An 18,088-nucleotide genomic window follows, 5' to 3' on the forward strand; every position below is an offset into this window, starting at 1 on the left:
ATGACCTTCACCCGCCGGGCCGCCCTGACGGGCCTGCTCGGGGGCGCCGCCCTCGGGTTCACCGCCTGCACCTCCTCCGGCTACCCCGCCGACCCGGACGGCACCCTGGACCGCGTCACGGGCGGGGTGCTGCGCGCCGGCGTCGTGCACCACCCGCCCCACGTGGACGCCTCGGGCGCCGAGCCCGTCGGCCCCGAGCCCGACCTGATCCGCGGGTTCGCGGCGGCGCACGACGCACGCGTCGAGTGGACCGTGGCCGGGGAGGAGGCGCTCATGACCGCGCTGGAGAAGGGCGACGTGGACCTGGTGGCCGGCGGCCTGACGTCGGCGTCCCCGTGGACGTCGCACGCGAGCATCACCCGCGACTACGCCGAGGCGGAGGGCCCGGACGGCGAGCCGGTGAAGCTCGTGATGGCCGTGCCCCTGGGTGAGAATCAGATGCTCACGGCCCTCGAGGCGTACTTCGACCAGCGCGCAGCGGAGGAGGCCCGATGACGCGGCGGGACACCCGGGAGACGGGGCCGAGCGGGCGCCGGTTCGGCGCCACGGAGCTGCCCCCGGAGATCGAGCGCGTGGTCCAGCAGGCCAAGCGGCTCGAATGGGCGACGCTGGGGGTGATCGTGGTCACGATCGTCCTCGTGGCGATCGTGATGGGCTCCTCGCAGGCCATGCGGGCCGCGTGGATCGAGGACCTGCTCTCCCTGATCCCACCGATCGTGTTCCTCGTCGCCCTGCGCGTGGCCCGCATGGCCCCGACGCGGGCCCGGCCCTACGGCTCTCACCGGTCCGTCGGGGTGGGGCACCTCGTGGCCGCCGTCGCCCTGTCCGTGATGGGCGTGGTCCTCGTCGGCGACTCCGTGCTGGGCCTGGTGACGGCGGAGCACCCGCCCATCGGCACGTTCGACCTGTTCGGGCACACCGTGTGGCAGGGCTGGTTCATGATGGCCGTGATGGCCCTGTCCGTGCCCGGGCCCATGATCCTCGGCCACAAGAAGCTCAAGCTGGCCGAGCAGCTCCACGACCGCGTGCTGTACGCGGACGCGGACATGAACAAGGCGGACTGGCAGACGGGCGTGGCGACCATCGTCGGCGTGGCCGGCATCGGCCTGGGCTGGTGGTGGGCGGACTCCGCTGCGGCGATCTTCGTGGGCGTGAGCATCGTGCTGGACGGCTGGAAGAACCTCAAGGAGGCCGTCACGAACCTGGCGGATCGCCGCGCCGCCACGATCGACGGCGCCCGGCCGCACCCGCTCATCGACCGTGCCGAGCGGGTCGCCTGGGCGGAGCCGTGGGTGCGCCATGCGGGCGCCCGCGTCCGGGATGAGGGCCACGTGTTCCACGTGGAGATGTTCGTGGTGCCGCACGAGGGGGCGGACGTGACGGTGGCCCGCTGCTGCGCGCTGCGGGACGCGATCGCCGCGCTGGACTGGAAGCTGCAGGACGTCGTCGTCGCGCCGGTGGACGAGCTGCCCGCCGAGGTGCACGGCGGTCGGTCCGGGGAGCATCAGACGGGCGAGGAGTAGCCCGGGCCTCAGCCGGCCAGGAACCGTCCCTCGAGGGTGGCGGAGGTGATGCGCTCGACCCCACGCCGCTGCTCCGCGGTCTTCTCACACAGCCCGCGCATCTCCTCCGCGTCGATCGCCGGCAGGTGCGGCGCCAGCTGCTCGAGGACGCGCCACATGGCGAGCTTGGCCTGGAGCATGCCCTGCAGCAGGTCCAGTTCGATCTGCGTCCAGCCGGAGCCGCGCGTGCGCAGCGCGTTCACGGGGTTGAGGCGTCCGCCGACCTCGGCCGCCGCGCCGGCGGCCCGGTCCACCAGCGGGGTGCGGAGACCCAGTTCGCCGATGAGCGCCTCGAGGCGGTCCTGGTCGTCCTGGACGGCGTCGCCGAGGCGGCGCAGCGCGGCCTCCTGCGAGGTGCCGGCCCAGGTCTGCTCGGCGGCGCGGAACGCCTTCACACCGGAGCGGGAGCCGAGCAGGTGCTGATTGAGGAAGTCCTCCAGCATCTGCTCGTCCACGGCGGCGGAGATGGACTCGGGGCGGGGGTGATCATGACCGGTCATGGGCCCTGCCTACGGAACGCGTGGGCGTGGCGGCAAGAGGCCGGGCGCGCTCAGACGCTGACGACCTCGACCGGCTGTCCCGGGTCCGCGCCGAACCACGCGTCGGAGGGGGCGACGCCGTCGCGCACCAGGCGTGCGCCGAGCGCGGCGACCATCGCCCCGTTGTCGGTGCACAGGTTCACGGGCGGGACGGTGAGCTCGATGCCGGCGGAGCGGCACCGGTCGGCGAGCAGGGCGCGCAGGCGCGAGTTCGCCGCGACGCCGCCGCCGAGCATCAGGTGGGTGAGCCCGTGCTCGCGGCAGGCGCGGACGGCCTTGGCGGTGATCACGTCCGCGACGGCCTCCTGGAAGGAGGCGGCGATGTCCGCGCGCGGCACCTCGAGGCCGCGGGCCTCGAACTGCTCCACGGCGCGGGAGACGGCGGTCTTCAGCCCGGAGAAGGACCAGTCGTGCCGGTGCGGGCCGGGCTCCTCGGCGCTGCCGACGAACTTGCCCGCGGTGAGCCCGCGAGGGAAGCGGAAGGCCGTCGGGTCGCCCTGGGCGGCGAGCCGGTCGATCACGGGGCCCCCGGGGTAGCCCGCCCCGATGAGCCGGGCGACCTTGTCGTACGCCTCGCCGGCCGCGTCGTCGATGGTCGAGCCCAGCAGCTCGACCTCGGAGCTGATCCGGCCCACGCGCAGGATCTCGGTGTGCCCGCCGGAGACGAGCAGCGCGCCCAGGTCCGCGGGCAGGTCGTCCCACTGCGCGGGCCGCACGCCGTCCAGCATGCCGACGCCCACGTGCGCCACGAGGTGGTTGATGCCGTAGAGGGGCGTGCCGAGGGCCGTGGCCAGCGCCTTCGCCCCCGCGACCCCCACCATGAGCGCGCCCGCCAGACCCGGGCCGGAGGTGACGGCGATCGCGTCGAGGTCCGCGAGGGTGACGTCGGCGGTGTCCAGCGCGCGGCGGATCGTGGGCACGAGGGCCTCGAGGTGGGCGCGGGCGGCGATCTCCGGGATCACGCCGCCGAAGCGCACGTGCTCCTCCACGGAGGAGGCGACCTCGTGGGCCAGCAGGGCGGTGCCGCGGACGACGCCGACGCCGGTCTCGTCGCAGGAGGACTCGATGCCGAGCACGAGGGGGGCTGCGGTGGCGGTGGGCATGGGCTCCAGTCTAGTTGTTGTGGGTCATGAGGTTCTTGCCACGGGGCGCCGGCTGAGATGAGACGAGCGGGCCCCTGCCGCAAGATGGAAGTTCCTCAACAACCCACCTGCCAGAAGAGACCCGCTCATGACTCACGCTAACGCACCCCTGACCCCCACCGGCCGTCTCAGGATGGTCCACCGCCACCTGCACGACGGGATCCCGCAGGCACACGTGGCAGCCGAGTTCCGGGTGAGCCGGCCCACGGTGGCCACCTGGGTCGCCCGCTACCGCGCCCAGGGAGAAGCCGGCCTTCAGGACCTGCCCAGCCGGCCGCACCGTTCACCTGCCCAGCTCGATCCGGTCCTGGTCGCCCAGATCCACGCCCTGCGGCGGGAGCGCAAGTGGTCCGCACGGCGCATCCATCACCACCTCGTCTCCGAGGGCCACCGGGTGTGTCTTCGTACCGTGGGACGGTGGCTGCACCGACTCGGGATCTCCCGCCTACGGGACCTGACCCCGGCCGGAGAAGACCTGCGCCAACGACCCCAGAAGATCACCGCGAGAGGGCCGGGGCACATGGTGCACCTGGATGTGAAGAAGATCGGGAAGATCCCAGACGGGGGCGGCTGGCGCACCCACGGACGTGAAAGTGAAGCAGGCCGTGCTTCCAAGCGCGKGCMGGCCGGCGGGTCGGSTACACCTAYCTGCACTCGGCGATCGACGGGTWCACCCGCCTGGCCTACACCGAGGCGTTGGAGGACGAGCGGGCGGCCACGACCGTGAGCTTCTACTGCCGGGCGCGGGCGTTCTTCGCCGCCCACGGCATCACCGTGGACCGGGTGATCACGGACAACGGGAACAACTATCGGGCTGCGGACTTCACCGCGAAGGTGGTCTCGCTCGGGGGCCGGCATCACCGGATCCGCCCCTACACCCCGCGCCATAACGGGAAGGTCGAGCGGTACAACCGGCTGATGGTCGATGAGGTCCTCTACGCCCGCCCGTACTCCTCAGAGCAAGCTCGGCGTGAGGCCCTGGCGGTGTGGGTGAACCACTACAACTACCATCGGCCTCATACCTCCTGCGGAGACGCTCCTCCGGCCTCGTTGGCACCGGCCCGAGTCAACAACGTCATGCCCTCCTACACCTAGACTCGGCACCGGACCGCGACGCCCCGAACCGGAAGGACCGTCATGACCGACCCCCACGCCTCCCACGACCCGCGCCGTGAGGCCGCCCGGCCGAGCTGGTACGGGTCCGAGGCCGGTGCGGGCTCCTCCGGCACCGGCTCCTCCGCCGCCGGCTGGCCCGACGCCCCGGCCGGCGACGCCGACCGCGCCGCCTGGGACCGGGCCCCCTCGTACGCCGAGCAGGAGGGGCAGACCCGCCCCGCCTACGGGCAGCCGTACGGCTACGGCCAGGACGCGAACACCGTCCCCGCCTACGGCTACGGGCAGGGCACGCCCGGCCACGGCTTCGGAGCCCCGCTGCAGCCCGGCCAGACCGACGGCGTCGGCCGCTCGGTGGCGTCCATGATCCTCGGCATCATCTCCGTGGTGGGCGGGTTCACGTTCCTCCTCCCGCCGATCGTGGGCGTGGTCCTCGGACACCTGGGCCTCAAGCGCGAGCCCCACGGCCGCGGCATGGCGATCGCCGGCCTCGTGATGAACTACGTGTCCCTCGCCCTGCTGCTGCTCGCCGTCGTGTTCCTCGTGATCCTGGTGATCGCCGGGATCTCCCTGGGCGACTACACCTCGACCTGACCGGCCGGCTCAGCCGGCCAGCAGCAGTTCGAGATGCGCGGCCAGGGCGAGCAGGGGCGCGGACGTGCCGGGTCGGCCGATGAGCTGGACGGACCAGTTCAGGCCCCGCTCGTCCCGGAGCACGGGCACCGCGACCGCGGGCAGGCCGAGCACGTTGACCATCGAGGTGTAGGGCGTGAACGCGCACTGCGCCTCGTAGTTGGCCTCGGGCTCCATCGCCAGGAAGTGGCCGACCGGCGGGGGCGCGGTGGCCAGCACCGGGGTCATCACCACGTCGACGGCGGTGAACTGCGCCCGCACCCCGCGCGCCCACTCCTCGAGCCGGTGGGCGGCGTCGTCGATCTCGGCGCGCCCTGCGGCCCGGGCCGTGCGCAGGAAGTGCGCGGCCACCGCGCCCACGTGCGCCTCGGCGTCCTCCGGCAGCGGCGCCCGGAGCAGCCCGGCGGTCCACACCGTGCGGAAGTCCCGGTGGTAGTCCTCGCCGTAGTAGGGGGAGAGGTCCTCGACCGCGTGGCCGCCCGCGTCCAGGGCGGCGGCGGCCTTCGTCAGGGCGGTGACGGCGGGCCGGGCCAGGGAGATCTCCAGGTCGGGGGCGAAGGGCGAGGCCGTGGTGACGCCGATCCGGCGGGCGTCGACGGCGCCCCCGGCCCGGGCGGTCTCCACGGTGCGGCGCAGGTCCGGCAGCACCCGGCCGGGCAGACCCTCGGGGGAGAGCAGCACGTCGTAGAGCAGGGCGGCGTCCTCGACCGTGTGGGCCAGCGGGCCCGACACCGTGAGGTTGCGGACCGTGTCCGCGTGCTCGTCCATCGGCAGCTCCCCGCGACCGGGCTTGAGGCCCACGAGCCCGCACGCCGCGGCGGGGATGCGGATGGACCCGCCCCCGTCCGAGCCCGGGGCGAACGGGAGGATCCCCGCGGCGACGGCGGCCGCGGCCCCGCCCGAGGAGCCGCCCGCGGTGCGGGTGGGGTCCAGGGGGTTGCGGGCCGGCGCCGTCACGAGGTTCTCCGAGTAGGAGTCCAGGCCGAACTCGGGCACGGTCGTCTTGCCGAGGGTGACGGTGCCGGCCCCGCGCAGGCGGAGCGCGAGCGGGTCGTCCTGCGCGGACGGCGACGCGTCGGCCAGCAGGGCGGAGCCGAACCGCGTGGGCATCCCGCGCACGTCGATCAGGTCCTTGTACGCCAGCGGAAGACCGTGCAGGGAGGCGGGGGCGCCGTCGTCGTCCGGGGCGGGGGAGGTGTGCGGACCGGGCACGGCCCGGGGTGCGACGCGCGGGTGGGCCGCGTCCAGCTCGGCCGCACGGGTCCGGGCGCCCTCGGCGTCGAGGAGGGCGAACGCGCCGAGGTCCGCGTGGGCCTGGGCCGCGGCGAGGGCCGCCTCCGTGACCTCCCGGGCGCTCAGCTCCCCGGCGGCGAGGTCCTTCCGCAGGCGCACGGCCGAGCGGTCCAGGAGCCGGGCCGGGCCGGGGGCGGAGGGGGTGCGGTCGTCGTCGGCGGCGGGTGCGGCGTCGGAGGTCTGCATGCGGCCGAGCCTAACGGGCGTGGGCCGGGTCATGGACGGCGGGGCCTTCCTGGGACATCCGGGCGGGTGGCTACGCTGAAGCCATGAGCGCCTTCGAGACCGTCGATGTGAACGAGATCCCCGCCGATGCGGCCATCCTGGACGTCCGCGAGGACGACGAGTGGGCCCTGGGCCGCGCCGCCGGCGCCCAGCACATCCCGCTGGGCCAGCTGCCGGACCGGCTCGAGGAGCTGGACCCGGACACGGACTACTACCTGATCTGCCGCACCGGCGGCCGCTCCGCCCGCGCCGCCGAGTTCATGACCGGCCGCGGCTACTCGGCCATCAACGTGGCCGGCGGCTCCGGCGCGTGGCTCGAGGCCGGCAAGCCGATGGAGGCCGACGGCGACGCCGAGCCCACCGTCAAGTGACGGGGACGGACTCCGCTGACGCGACGCCGTCGCGCCTGCGCTACGCCTTCCTCGGCCCGGCCGGCACCTTCACCGAGGCCGCCCTGCGCAAGGTGGCGGACCCGGCCGAGGCCGAGTTCGTGTCTGCGGGCTCCGTGCTGAGCGCCGTGGCGGCGCTGCGCAGGGGGGAGGTGGACCGCGCCGTCGTGCCCATCGAGAACTCGGTGGAGGGCGGCGTCTCCGCCACCGTGGACGAGATCGCCCTCGGGGAGACGCTGCAGATCCTCGCGGAGGTGCACGTGCCCATCAGCTTCGTGCTCGTGGGCCGGCCCGGCGTCGCGATCGAGGACGTGCGGCGCGTGACCACGCACCCCCACGCCTGGGCGCAGGTGCGCGGCTGGGCCGAGACGGCGCTGCCGGGCGTGGAGTTCACGCCCGCCCCGTCGACGGCGGCCGGGGCCGGCCTCGTGGCCCAGGGCGACTTCGACGCCGCCGTGTGCGCCCCGCTCGTGGCCGAGCAGACCGGGCTGCCGGTGCTCGCCGAGCGGATCGAGGACGTGCCGGGCGCCGTGACGCGCTTTGTGCTGCTCTCCCGGCCGACGGCCCTGCCCGCGCCCACGGGAGCGGACAAGACCACGCTGGTGGTGCCGCTGCCGGAGGACCGGCCCGGCGCCCTCGGGCAGATCCTGGCCGAGTTCACCACGCGCGGGGTGAACCTCTCCCGCATCGAGTCCCGGCCGACCGGCGAGGGCATCGGGCGGTACTTCTTCTCCCTCGACCTCGAGGGGCACCTGGCGGAGGCCCGCGTGGGTGATGCGCTCGCGGCCCTGTACCGGGAGTACCCCGACCTGCGGTTCCTGGGCTCCTACGCCCAGGCCGAGCCCGTGCCCACGAGGGTGCCGGCCGAGTTCACCGACGCCGCGTATCGCTCCGGCCGCGCCTGGGTGGAGTCCCTCCGCTCCCGCTGAGGCGGTGCAGCACTTTCGTTCGGGAAACGGCGGCCCCCGGGCCACTTTCGTTCGGGAAACGGCGGCCCCCGAGGGACTTTCGTTGACGAAACGGGGGGTTCCTAGGCCCCTTTCGTGGCCGAAACGGGACGATCACCACGACGACGGGCCGTCGTCGCGCTTCCCGTCCGCGCGTCGCCCCGGCGCCCGTTTCCCGAACGAAAGCGCTGGGGAAGCCGCCGTTTCCCGAACGAAAGTGCTGGGGAAGCCGCCGTTTCCCGAACGAAAGCGCTGGGGAAGCCGCCGTTTCCCGAACGAAAGTGCTGGGGAAGCCGCCGTTTCCCGAACGAAAACGGTGGGGAAGCCGCCGTTTCCCGAACGAAAGCGGGGACGGGGGGTCAGATGTGCGGGGCCGGCTCCGGGACGGGGGCGGCGGCGGAGACCCCGTCGTCGCGGACGGAGGCGTCGTCCTCGGCCACGAGCATCACGACGAGCGAGTCCGGCCGCACGCGGGCGTCGAGGGCGGTGATGACCCCGGTGGCGTCGCCGTCGAGCTGGGAGGGCATCGGCTCGGCGAACTCGACCTTCACGCGCTGGGCCTGCTCCGTGTGCATCGCGGGGACGGAGCTGGGGTGCCGGGTCACGGTCTTCACGGCGATCCGCGCCCAGTCGAGCGCGTGCCGGGGCGAGAGGACCATGACGTCGAGGAGGCCGTCGTCCAGCTTGGCCTGGGGCAGCAGCTCGACGCCGCCCGTGAGCATCCCGCAGTTGGCCACCATCACGGTGCGCACCTTGAACCGGCGGGGCTGACCGCCGTCGAGGGCCACGGTCACCTCGTGCCGCTTGCCGCGCAGGTGCCGCATGCCGGCCTCGCTGTAGGCCAGCCAGCCGGCCAGGCTCTTCAGCTCGTCCTTGGTGTCGCCCATGATGTCCGCGTCATAGCCGGCGCCGCCGATCACGGTGAAGGTCTGCCGGGTGACGCGCCCGTCCTCGTGCGTGAAGCGGACGTCCACGGTGTCGATGCGCCGCTGCCGGCCCCCCACGGCGATCCTCAGGCACTGCTCGACGTCGTTGATCGGCAGGTCCAGGTTGCGGGCCAGCAGGTTCCCGGTGCCCAGCGGCACCACGCCGAGGGCGACGTCGGTGCCGGCCAGCTGCTCGGCCACGGTGCGGACCGTGCCGTCGCCGCCCGCGGCGATCACGAGCCGGGCGCCGGCGTCGAGGGCCTGCCGCGCCATGGCGGTGCCGGGGTCGTCCTCCTGCGTCTCGAGCACGAGCACCTCGCCGAGGCCCTCCGCCGCCGCGAGCCGCTCGAGCTCGCGCCGCACCCGGTCCGCGTGCGTCTTGATGGGGTTCAGCACCAGCGCGACCTCGTGCCGGCCCGTGCCGATGCCGGGCACCTCCTCCAGCCGGCGCTGCACGCCGCCCATCCGCGCGTCGAGGGCGTCCACCAGGAGACGCGTCCGCTCGTGCTGCACGCCGAGGCGGACCTGGCGCACCGCCAGCACCACCACGACGACGGCCAGCACGGCCAGGAGCACCAGGGCGGCCAGCGCCATCCACCACTCGGGAGTCATGCCCTGAGTCTAGGCGTCGGCCCCGCCCGCTAGGTGTAAGAGGTCATGACGTTGTTGACTCGGGCCGGTGCCAACGAGGCCGGCGGGGCGTCCCCGCAGGAGGTATGAGGCCGATGGTAGTTGTAGTGGTTCACCCACACTGCCAACGCCTCACGCCGGGCCGTCTCTGAGGTATACGGGCGGGCGTAGAGGACCTCGTCCACCATCAGCCGGTTGTAGCGTTCGACCTTCCCGTTATGGCGGGGCGTGTAGGGCCGGATCCGGTGGTGCCGGCCCCCGAGCGAGACCACCTTCGCGGTGAAGTCCACGGCCCGGTAGTTGTTGCCGTTGTCCGTGATCACCCTGTCGATCCGGATGCCGTGGGCGGCGAAGAACGCCCGCGCCCGGCAGAAGAAGCTCACGGTCGTAGCTGCCCGCTCATCGGGCAAGGCTTCGGTGTAGGCCAGGCGGGTGAACCCGTCGATCGCCGAGTGCAGGTAGGTGTAGCCGACCCGTCGGCCAGGCCCGCGCTTGGCTGCTCGCGCGTTCTCGGAGTCCCGGCCGTGAGCACGCCAGCCGCCCCCGTCAGGGATGCGCCCGATCTTCTTCACGTCCAGGTGCACCATGCGCCCCGGGCCGCGGGCGGTGATCTTCTGCGGTCGTTGGCGCAGGTCCTCACCCGTGGGCGCGAGGTCTGGCAACCGGGAGATGCCCAGCCGGTGCAGCCACCTGCCCACCGTTCGGAGGCACACCCGGTGGCCTTCAGAGACGAGGTGGTGATGGATGCGGCGGGCTGACCACTTCTCCCTGCGACGCAGGGTCTGGATCTGGGCCACCACCTCGGGGTCGAGCTGGGCGGGAGAGCGTCGTGGCCGGCAGGAGCGGTCTTGCAGTCCTGCCTCGCCCTCGGCGCGGTAGCGGGCCACCCAGGTGGCCACCGTGGGGCGGCTGACGCGGAACTCGGCGGCGACATGGGCTTGGGGGATCCCGTCGTGCAGGTGGCGGTGGACCATCCTGAGACGGCCGGTGGGGGTCAGGGGTGCGTTAGCGTGGGTCATGAGCGGGCTCTTTCCAGCGGATGGGTTGTTGAGGAACTTCCATCCTGCCGGGCGGGGCCCGCTCGTCTCATCTCAGCCCGGCCCTCGTGCCAAGAACCTCATGACCCACAACAGCTAGGCTGGCGCACGTGATCGACGTCAAGGACCTCATCGAGCAGCCCGAGAAGTACCGCGTCTCCCAGGAGGCGCGCGGGGAGGACGCGTCCCTCGTGGACCGCGTGGTCGAGGCGGACGCGGCCCGCCGCTCGTCCATCGCGGGCTTCGAGCAGCTGCGCGCGGAGCAGAAGGCCTTCGGCAAGCGCGTCGCCCAGGCGAAGGGCGAGGAGAAGCAGGCCCTGCTGGCCGAGGTGAAGGACCTGGCCGCGCGCGTGAAGGAGGCCGAGTCGGCCGCCGGCGCGGCCGAGGCCCGCCTCGCGGAGCTGCAGCGCGCCTTCCCGAACCTGATCGTCGACGGCGTCCCGGCCGGCGGCGAGGACGACTTCGTGGTCCTCAAGGAGGTCGGCACCCCGCGCGACTTCGCCGCCGAGGGCTTCGAGCCGCGCGACCACCTCGAGCTCGGCGAGCTGCTCGGGGCGATCGACATGGAGCGCGGCGCGAAGGTGTCCGGCGCCCGGTTCAGCTTCCTCAAGGGCGTGGGCGCGCGTCTCGAGCTCGCCCTGATGCAGCTGGGCCTGGACCTGGCCCTGGAGAACGGCTTCGTGCCGGTCATCCCGCCCACCCTGGTGCGCCCGGAGACCATGCAGGGCACCGGTTTCGACGTCGAGCACGACGACGAGATCTACCGTCTGGAGCGCGACGACCTGTATCTCGTGGGCACCTCCGAGGTGGCCCTGGCCGGCTACCACGCGGACGAGATCATGGACGTGAGCGCCCCCGTCCGGTACGCGGGCTGGTCCACGTGCTACCGGCGTGAGGCGGGCTCGGCGGGCAAGGACACCCGCGGCATCATCCGCGTGCACCAGTTCAACAAGCTGGAGATGTTCATCTACGCCGCACAGGAGGACGCGGAGGCGGAGCACGAGCGCCTGCTGGCGTGGGAGGAGCGGATGCTGGGCGCCATCGAGGTGCCGTACCGCGTGATCGACATCGCCGCCGGCGACCTCGGCCTCTCCGCCGCCCGCAAGTTCGACTGCGAGGCCTGGGTCCCCACGCAGGGCACCTATCGCGAGCTGACGTCCACCTCGAACTGCACCACGTTCCAGGCCCGCCGTCTCAACATCCGCGAGCGGGTCCGCACGGAGGACGGTTCCAAGGGCGGCACCCGCATGGTGGCCACGCTCAACGGCACCCTGGCCACCACCCGCTGGATCGTGGCGATCCTGGAGAACCACCAGAACGCGGACGGCTCGGTCACCGTGCCCGCCGCGCTGCGTCCCTACCTCGGCGGGATGGAGCGCTTCGAGCTGGTCTGAACGGACGACGTCGTCCCCCGCGGCGCCGGTCGCCTCGCCTGCCCGCCCCGCGGCGCCCCTGCGGCGCCCCTGCGGTTCACCCGCGCGTCGCCGTCGTGTCCGGGCCGTGTGGTTGGGTGGAGGTCATGACGAAGAAGCTCGTGTGCCTGGACGTGGACGGAACGATCGTGGACCATGACGGCCATCTGCATGAGCCCGTGCGCGCGGCCGTGCGGGCCGTGCTGGACGCCGGGCACCACGTGGTCATCGCGACGGGCCGCTCCCGCGCGGCCACCCTGCCCGTGGCCCGCTCCCTGGGGATCGGCGCCGGCTTCATGGTGTGCTCCAACGGCGGCGTCACGCTGCGCCTGGACCCCGAGCTGGAGGAGGGCTACGAGGTCACGGACCTGCGCACCTTCGACCCGCGCTCGGTCCTGACCCAGCTGCGCCACCGCCTGCCCAGCGCCAAGTACGCGCTCGAGCTGCCGGACGGCACCTTCCGCTCCACCGAGCGGTTCCAGGACATGTCCTTCGGCGTGGCCGCGGAGGGCGTCACGTTCGAGGAGCTCATGGACACCACGGCCGTGCGCCTCGTGGTGTTCTCCACGGACTCCTCCGCCGAGGAGTTCGGTCGCGCGGTGGAGGGCATCGGCCTGTCCGGCGTGACCTACTCCGTGGGCTGGACGGCGTGGCTCGACGTCGCCGCGGCGGGCGTGACCAAGGCCTCCGGGCTCGAGGCGCTGCGCACCGTGCTGAAGGTGGCCCCCGAGGACACCGTGGCCGTGGGCGACGGCCGCAACGACATCGAGATGCTGCGCTGGGCCGGCCGCGGCGTGGCCATGGGCCAGGCCGTGGAGGAGGTCGTGGCCGCCGCGGACGAGGTCACCGGGCACGTGGACGAGCACGGGCTCGCCACGGTGCTGCGCTCGCTCCTCGAGGAGCCGGCCGCGGCCTGAGCGGCGCGACCGGCCCGGGCCGCCGGGTCAGCCCCCCGCCAGCGTGAGCAGCCGCGCGGCGGCGGGGCGGCAGGCGTGCTCCTCGTTCCAGTAGGAGCGCTGCACCGCCTGCGAGACGGCCTGCGCCGTGATCCCGAGCGCGGCGGCCGCCGGCTTCTGCTGGCCGCGCACCCCGGGCACCAGCAGGTCCAGCACCGCCCACTCGGCGTCGGTCCGGGACCACACGAGCTGCCCGACGAGTCGCAGCACGGCCTCGGCCTCGGCGGCCGCCTCCTCGTCCCGGCCGCGCACGGCCAACGGGATCCGCGCGGTGGACACGGCCGCCGCCTCCACGGCCCGCCGCGCCGCCGCGAGACCGGGCCCGCCGGCGTCGTGCAGGTCGCCGGAGGCGGGCGCGCCCGCCGCACCGTCCGCGTGCGTCACCGTCCCGACGCCGACCCCCACGTTCCAGCGGCGCTGCCGCAGGGCGCGCAGCGCCACGTCCACGGCGACGCGCGGGTCCTCGACGGCGCCGATCAGCTCGTCGCCCACGGCGCGCTGGAACGGGAGCGCGACGGCGTCGCCCAGCCCCGGCACGTCCTGGAGGGCGCGCAGGAACGTGTCCACGCGGTCGCCGGCGTCGAGGGTGTCCCGCTGGTTGATGGTGAGCACGAACATGGTCGTCGATTCTGCCAGCCCGCAGACGACGCCGGCCGCCCACCCCGAGGGGTGAGCGGCCGGCGTCGCGCGCGTGGGCGGTGCGGGGATCAGCGGCCCTGGGGCTCGTCCGTCGCCTCGCCCTCCTCGGTGGCCGGCTGCGCCTCCTCGGTGTCCACCGCGCGGCCCTGGGGCTCGTCGGTCGGGGACTCCTCGCCCTCGGCGTTGAAGCGCTGGATGGAGGCCTCGAGCTCGGCCTCGGCCGCCGCGCGGCCCTCCCAGCCCTCGGCCTTGACCCACTTGCCCGGCTCCAGGTCCTTGTAGCGGGTGAAGAAGTGCTCGATCTCCTGCTTGAGCGACTCCTCCACGTGCTCGAGCTCGGTGATGTGGTCGTAGCGCTTGTCCGCCGGGACGCACAGCAGCTTGGCGTCGCCGCCGCCGTCGTCGGTCATGTTGAACACGCCGATCGGGCGGGCCTCGACGACGCAGCCCGGCACCAGGTCGAAGCCCGGCAGGTACACGAGGGCGTCCAGCGGGTCGCCGTCCTCGCCGAGGGTGTTCTCGAAGTAGCCGTAGTGCGTGGGGTACTGCATGGAGGTGAAGAGCACGCGGTCCAGGCGCAGGCGGCCGGTCTCGTGGTCGAACTCGTACTTCACGCGGGAGCCCGCGGGGATCTCGATGGTGACGTCGTGCGCCATGACTCTCCTTCGCACAGAGGGTGGGGTGTCCGGGCGGCGCGGCGCCGCCCGGCGGTGCTGCCGTCAGCCTACCGGGGGCGTCCGTCATGATGGACGCATGGGACAGGTGGACACGGGGCGCGCTGGGCGTCGGGATCGACGCACGGAACACCGCCGGAGCCGCTCGCTCCCCGCCGTCCTCCTGGCCGCGCTCGCGGCCGTCCTGGTCGCCTGCGGGCCCGTGACCGCGCCGCCGGCCCCGTCGAGCGCGCCCGCCGCGTCGACGACCGCCGCGCCGACGTCGACGTCCCCGTCCGCCGGCCCCACCGCGGCCGAGGTGGCGGCCGCCGTCGAGCCGGGGCTGGCGACGTCCCCGGGCACGGTCTCCGCCGAGTTCCGCGACCTCGCCACCGGCGAGGTGCTCTACGCGCGGGACGCGGACGAGCCCGTGGCCCCCGCGTCCTCGCTCAAGGTGCTCGCCGCCGCGGCCATCGTCTCCGCCCTGGGTCCTGAGACGACCCTGCAGACCACCGTGGTGGCCCAGCCCACCGCGGACGGCGCGGCCACCGAGCTGGTGCTCGTGGGCGGCGGCGACGTGCTGCTGGGCACGGGCGCCTCGGACTCGACGCACGTCTCCGGCCGCGCGGGCCTGCGCACCCTCGCGGAGCGGACCGTGGCCGGGCTGGTCGAGGACGGCGTCACCGGGCGGGTGGTGGTCAGCACGGACCTGCGGCTCTTCACGGACCGGACGGCCCTGAACCCGCGCTGGACGTCGGACATCCCGGAGAGCGGCAACATCGCGCCGGTGCAGCCGTTGGCCACCTACGGCGGCCGTGAGGCCCCCGGCACCGGGGAGGACCGCATCGAGGCCCCGGCGCAGTTCGCCGCGCTCACCTTCCAGGCCGCGCTCGACGACGCGGTGGCCGCCTCCGGCGCCGACCTCGAGGTGGGCCTGCGGGACACGTTCCCGGCCACCGAGGTGCCGCGCGCCACGGTCCTCGCCGCCGCCCCCGTCGCGGCGGTGGAGTCCGCGTCCGTGGGGGAGCAGGTCGCGTACCTGCTGGCCCACTCGGAGAACCAGGTGGTCGAGGCCCTGGCCCACACGGCCGCGCCCGCCACGGACCTGCCGGCCACCCACGAGGGCGCCACGCGGCTGCTGACGGCCACCGCCGAGGACCTCGGCGTGGACACCGCCGGGATGGCGCTCGTGGACTCCTCGGGCCTGTCCCCGGACAACCGCGTCAGCGCGGGCCAGCTGGCCGGCGTCGTGGCCGGGGTGGCCCGCACACCCGCCCTGGGCACCGTGCTGGAGGGCCTGCCGCGGCCCGGCGAGGACTCCACCCTGGGCGACCGGTTCCCGGATGCCCCCGCGCGGCAGGCCGTGGCCGCGAAGACCGGCACGCTCGACCAGACGGTCTCCCTCACCGGCACCGTCACCACGACGTCCGGGCGGGTCCTCGCGTTCAGCATCATCTGCTCGGATCTGCAGTGGAAGCTGGAGCCCGCGCGCGCGGCGGTCGACGAGGCCGTCAGCGCCGTCGCCGGGCTCTGATCCGAGGTTCGGGGCCTGTGATCTGATGGAGCCCATGAGCGACGACCACGCGACCGACCGCCCCCGCACCGCCGCGGACGCCGAGCCGGGCGCCACCGCCGAGCCGGGCCCCGCCGTCGCCCACCCGGTGGACTGGGCCTTCGCAGCACGGACCGCACGGTCCCTCGCCGCCGCCGGGCCCCGGTTCACGCCGCGGGAGGCGACGCGCGAGGCGGAGGGCCTGCGCGCCGCCGCGGAGGCCGCCGTGCCGCACGTCCACCGCCTGACCGGGCTCGAGGCGGCACGGGACCTGCGCGACTCGCAGGTGCTCGTGGTGGACCGCCCCACCTGGTCGCGCGCCGCCACCCAGTCCTTCGCCACCCTGCTGGACCCCACGTTCGCGCATCTGCGGGACACCCGGCCCCGCGAGCACGCCGCCGCCACCACCCGCGTCACCCGGCACGCCACCGCCCTGGAGATGGGCGGGATCCTCGCCTGGATGTCCGGGAGGATCCTCGGCCAGTACGACCCGTTCATCGCGCTGCCCGGCCCCGGGGGGACGGCGGGCGGCCCCGCCGGCGGACGCCTGCTGCTCGTGGCCCCGAACGTCGCGCAGGTGCGCGCGGAGATCAACGTGGACCCGGCGGACTTCCGCCTCTGGGTGTGCCTGCATGAGCAGACCCACCGCGTGCAGTTCGCGGCCGCGCCCTGGCTGCGCGAGCACCTGCGGGCCGAGATCACGGCGCTCACCGTCGGCCTGTTCGACAAGGCCGAGTCCCTGCCCGAGCGCCTGCGCACCGCGCTCGCGGCGGCGAACCCGCTGGGTCGGGAGGCCGACGCCGGCCGGACTGGGGCGCGGGACGGACACGACGCGCAGGACGTGGCCCCGGCCCGCCCCGCGCCGGGCCTGCTCGGTGCGATCCAGGACGAGGAGGACCGGGAGCGCCTGTCCCGGCTGACGGCCGTGATGTCCCTGCTCGAGGGGCACGCGAACGTGGTGATGGACGGCGTCGACTCCTCCGTCGTGTCCTCCGTCAAGACCATCCGCCGCCGCTTCGACGAGCGCGGCGACCGCCGCTCGCCCCTGGACCGCATGCTCCGCCGTCTGCTGGGCATGGACGCCAAGATGGCCCAGTATCGCGACGGTCAGAGGTTCGTGGCCGCCGCCGTGGCCGAGCTCGGCATGGCCGGGTTCAACGTGGTCTGGGACGCCCCCGAGCTGCTGCCGAGCGAGGCCGAGCTCCACGCCCCCGAGACGTGGGTGGCGCGCATCCGTGCCCAGGCCTGAGGCGCGGGACCCGGGGCCGACGCCGGTGGGCGGGGTCGGCGGCGTGCCCGCGGTCGGCGCGTGGCCGCCGCGCACCCGCTGGCCCGAGCCCCTGCACCGGGCCGTCGCGGCGGTGCGGGAGGCCCTGGCGGGCGACGGGACCCGTCGCGCGGATGCCGTGCCGGGCCGGGCGGGGAGTCGTCCCCGCGGCCTCGTCGCCCTCTCCGGTGGCGCCGACTCCCTCGCGCTCGCCGTGGCCTGCGCCGTCCTCGTGGGCACCCGGGAGGGTGCGCGGCTCGGCCCGATCGGCGCGGCCGTGGTGGACCACGGGCTGCAGTCGGGCAGCGACACCGTGGCGGCGGCCGCCGCCGACGTCGCCCGCATCCTCGGTCTGACCCCGGTCACCGTCACGCGGGTCGAGGTGGCCCGCACCGGCGACGGCCCCGAGGCCGACGCCCGGCGTGCCCGCCGGGAGGCCCTCGCCGCCGCCGCCCGGGACGCGGGGCAGGGGGGCGCCGCCGTCGTCCTCACCGCCCACACCGCCGACGATCAGGCCGAACAGGTCCTCCTCGGGCTCGCACGCGGCTCCGGCACGCGGTCCCTCGCGGGGATCCCGGCGCGCGGGACGCTGCCGGGCGGGGCCGCCGTCGTCCGCCCCCTGCTGGGCCTGACCCGCGCGGACACCGAGACGATCTGCCGCTGGGCCGGGCTGACCTGGTTCGAGGACCCGCACAACCGCGATCCCGCGCTGCTGCGTTCGCGGGTCCGCACCCGCGTGCTGCCCGCGCTCGAGGACCCCGACGCCGGCCTCGGCCCCGGCGTGCGGGCCGGGCTGGTGCGCACCGCGGCCATCGCGGCCGAGGACGCCGCGGCCCTCGAGGCATGGGCCGGCGCCGAGGTCACCCGGCTGCGCGTCGACCCGCCCGCCCGGGACCCGCGCGTCGTCTCCCTGGATCTGGACGCCCTGGCCGCGCTGCCCGCCGCCGTGCGCCACCGCGTGATCGCGCGCGCCGCCCGCGCCGCGGGAGGGCAGGCCCCGCCCCGCGAACGGATCCTCGCGGTGGACGCCCTCGTGACGGGCGCCCGCGCGGGGGGCACGTCGGCCGGTCCGGTGGAGCTGCCCGGCGGGGTGGCCGCGCATCGGGCGTGTGCCAGACTGGACCTCATCCCCTGCCTGCCCGGTCCCTGACTGCGGCCCGGCCCGGCATTCCC

17 protein-coding genes and 1 pseudogene are annotated in these 18,088 nt (G+C 74.6%); 11 read left to right on the forward strand and 7 right to left on the reverse strand.

Translation table 11 applies throughout. The features are described 5' to 3' along the window. The gene (locus G6R13_RS05080) at positions 1 to 495 is read left to right on the forward strand and encodes an ABC transporter substrate-binding protein (protein WP_123243871.1); all 495 of its coding nucleotides are present in this window, start codon (positions 1 to 3) and stop codon (positions 493 to 495) included. Then, on the forward strand, positions 492 to 1,523 hold the full coding sequence (locus G6R13_RS05085; protein ID WP_095346372.1) for a cation transporter: 1,032 nt from the start codon (positions 492 to 494) through the stop codon (positions 1,521 to 1,523). The genes G6R13_RS05080 and G6R13_RS05085 overlap by 4 nt, the downstream gene beginning before the upstream one ends. Positions 1,524 to 1,531: 8 nt before the next feature. Here the strand turns inward: G6R13_RS05085 and G6R13_RS05090 are convergent, their stop codons facing one another. Further along, positions 1,532 to 2,062 (reverse strand): hypothetical protein, encoded by a 531-nt coding sequence (locus G6R13_RS05090; RefSeq protein WP_123243872.1) that lies wholly within the window; start codon positions 2,060 to 2,062, stop codon positions 1,532 to 1,534. Positions 2,063 to 2,112: 50 nt separating this feature from the next. Further along, entirely contained in the window at positions 2,113 to 3,204 is a 1,092-nt protein-coding gene (gene tsaD / locus G6R13_RS05095) for a tRNA (adenosine(37)-N6)-threonylcarbamoyltransferase complex transferase subunit TsaD (protein WP_049160281.1), read from the reverse strand. 127 nt (positions 3,205 to 3,331) lie between these two features. Here tsaD and G6R13_RS05100 point away from each other — a divergent pair. Together G6R13_RS05100 and G6R13_RS05105 are read left to right on the forward strand one after the other, a co-directional pair. Beyond that, a pseudogene (locus tag G6R13_RS05100) lies at positions 3,332 to 4,338 on the forward strand (IS481 family transposase). Positions 4,339 to 4,380: 42 nt separating this feature from the next. After that, positions 4,381 to 4,950 carry a DUF4190 domain-containing protein gene (locus tag G6R13_RS05105; RefSeq protein ID WP_129867281.1) on the forward strand — a complete coding sequence of 190 codons (570 nt, stop codon included), beginning with the start codon at positions 4,381 to 4,383 and terminating at the stop codon, positions 4,948 to 4,950. A gap of 9 nt (positions 4,951 to 4,959) precedes the next feature. Here G6R13_RS05105 and G6R13_RS05110 read toward each other — a convergent pair whose 3' ends face one another. After that, a complete protein-coding gene (locus tag G6R13_RS05110; RefSeq protein WP_163721151.1) occupies positions 4,960 to 6,468 on the reverse strand; it encodes an amidase in 1,509 nt (502 codons plus the stop codon). 83 nt (positions 6,469 to 6,551) lie between these two features. Between G6R13_RS05110 and G6R13_RS05115 the strand changes: the two genes are divergently transcribed. Beyond that, positions 6,552 to 6,878, forward strand: coding sequence for a rhodanese-like domain-containing protein (locus G6R13_RS05115; RefSeq protein ID WP_010079684.1), 327 nt, complete (start codon positions 6,552 to 6,554; stop codon positions 6,876 to 6,878). Next, positions 6,875 to 7,825 carry a prephenate dehydratase gene (gene pheA, locus G6R13_RS05120; protein ID WP_020625278.1) on the forward strand — a complete coding sequence of 317 codons (951 nt, stop codon included), beginning with the start codon at positions 6,875 to 6,877 and terminating at the stop codon, positions 7,823 to 7,825. The genes G6R13_RS05115 and pheA overlap by 4 nt, the downstream gene beginning before the upstream one ends. A 377-nt stretch (positions 7,826 to 8,202) precedes the next feature. On the opposite strand, the gene G6R13_RS05125 is transcribed toward pheA, so the two are convergent. Beyond that, positions 8,203 to 9,381, reverse strand: coding sequence for a diacylglycerol kinase family protein (locus G6R13_RS05125; RefSeq protein WP_163721153.1), 1,179 nt, complete (start codon positions 9,379 to 9,381; stop codon positions 8,203 to 8,205). Positions 9,382 to 9,410: 29 nt separating this feature from the next. Then, positions 9,411 to 10,418 (reverse strand): IS481 family transposase, encoded by a 1,008-nt coding sequence (locus G6R13_RS05130; RefSeq protein ID WP_163721155.1) that lies wholly within the window; start codon positions 10,416 to 10,418, stop codon positions 9,411 to 9,413. Positions 10,419 to 10,546: 128 nt separating this feature from the next. Between G6R13_RS05130 and serS the strand changes: the two genes are divergently transcribed. Both serS and G6R13_RS05140 read left to right on the forward strand, forming a co-directional pair. Further along, entirely contained in the window at positions 10,547 to 11,830 is a 1,284-nt protein-coding gene (gene serS, locus G6R13_RS05135) for a serine--tRNA ligase (protein ID WP_036380800.1), read from the forward strand. 125 nt (positions 11,831 to 11,955) lie between these two features. Then, entirely contained in the window at positions 11,956 to 12,765 is an 810-nt protein-coding gene (locus tag G6R13_RS05140) for an HAD family hydrolase (RefSeq protein WP_044659867.1), read from the forward strand. Positions 12,766 to 12,792: 27 nt separating this feature from the next. Here G6R13_RS05140 and G6R13_RS05145 read toward each other — a convergent pair whose 3' ends face one another. Next, positions 12,793 to 13,422, reverse strand: a complete 630-nt coding sequence (locus tag G6R13_RS05145) for a hypothetical protein (protein WP_002858258.1) — start codon at positions 13,420 to 13,422, stop codon at positions 12,793 to 12,795. Between the two features lie 89 nt (positions 13,423 to 13,511). After that, complete coding sequence (locus G6R13_RS05150; protein ID WP_069941985.1) at positions 13,512 to 14,099, reverse strand: inorganic diphosphatase; 588 nt, start codon at positions 14,097 to 14,099, stop codon at positions 13,512 to 13,514. Between the two features lie 220 nt (positions 14,100 to 14,319). Here G6R13_RS05150 and G6R13_RS05155 point away from each other — a divergent pair, with 220 nt between their 5' ends. From G6R13_RS05155 to tilS, 3 genes are read left to right on the forward strand one after another with little or no spacing between them, the layout of a single operon-like run. Next, complete coding sequence (locus G6R13_RS05155) at positions 14,320 to 15,630, forward strand: D-alanyl-D-alanine carboxypeptidase (protein WP_233569944.1); 1,311 nt, start codon at positions 14,320 to 14,322, stop codon at positions 15,628 to 15,630. Between the two features lie 34 nt (positions 15,631 to 15,664). After that, on the forward strand, positions 15,665 to 16,897 hold the full coding sequence (locus G6R13_RS05160) for a zinc-dependent metalloprotease (RefSeq protein WP_123244268.1): 1,233 nt from the start codon (positions 15,665 to 15,667) through the stop codon (positions 16,895 to 16,897). After that, positions 16,884 to 18,065 (forward strand): tRNA lysidine(34) synthetase TilS, encoded by a 1,182-nt coding sequence (gene tilS / locus G6R13_RS05165; protein ID WP_123244269.1) that lies wholly within the window; start codon positions 16,884 to 16,886, stop codon positions 18,063 to 18,065. The genes G6R13_RS05160 and tilS overlap by 14 nt, the downstream gene beginning before the upstream one ends. The last annotated feature ends 23 nt before the right edge of the window (positions 18,066 to 18,088 follow it).

It is taken from the genome of Micrococcus sp. Alg238-R198 (assembly GCF_900537135.1).
GTDB lineage: Bacteria > Actinomycetota > Actinomycetes > Actinomycetales > Micrococcaceae > Micrococcus > Micrococcus luteus.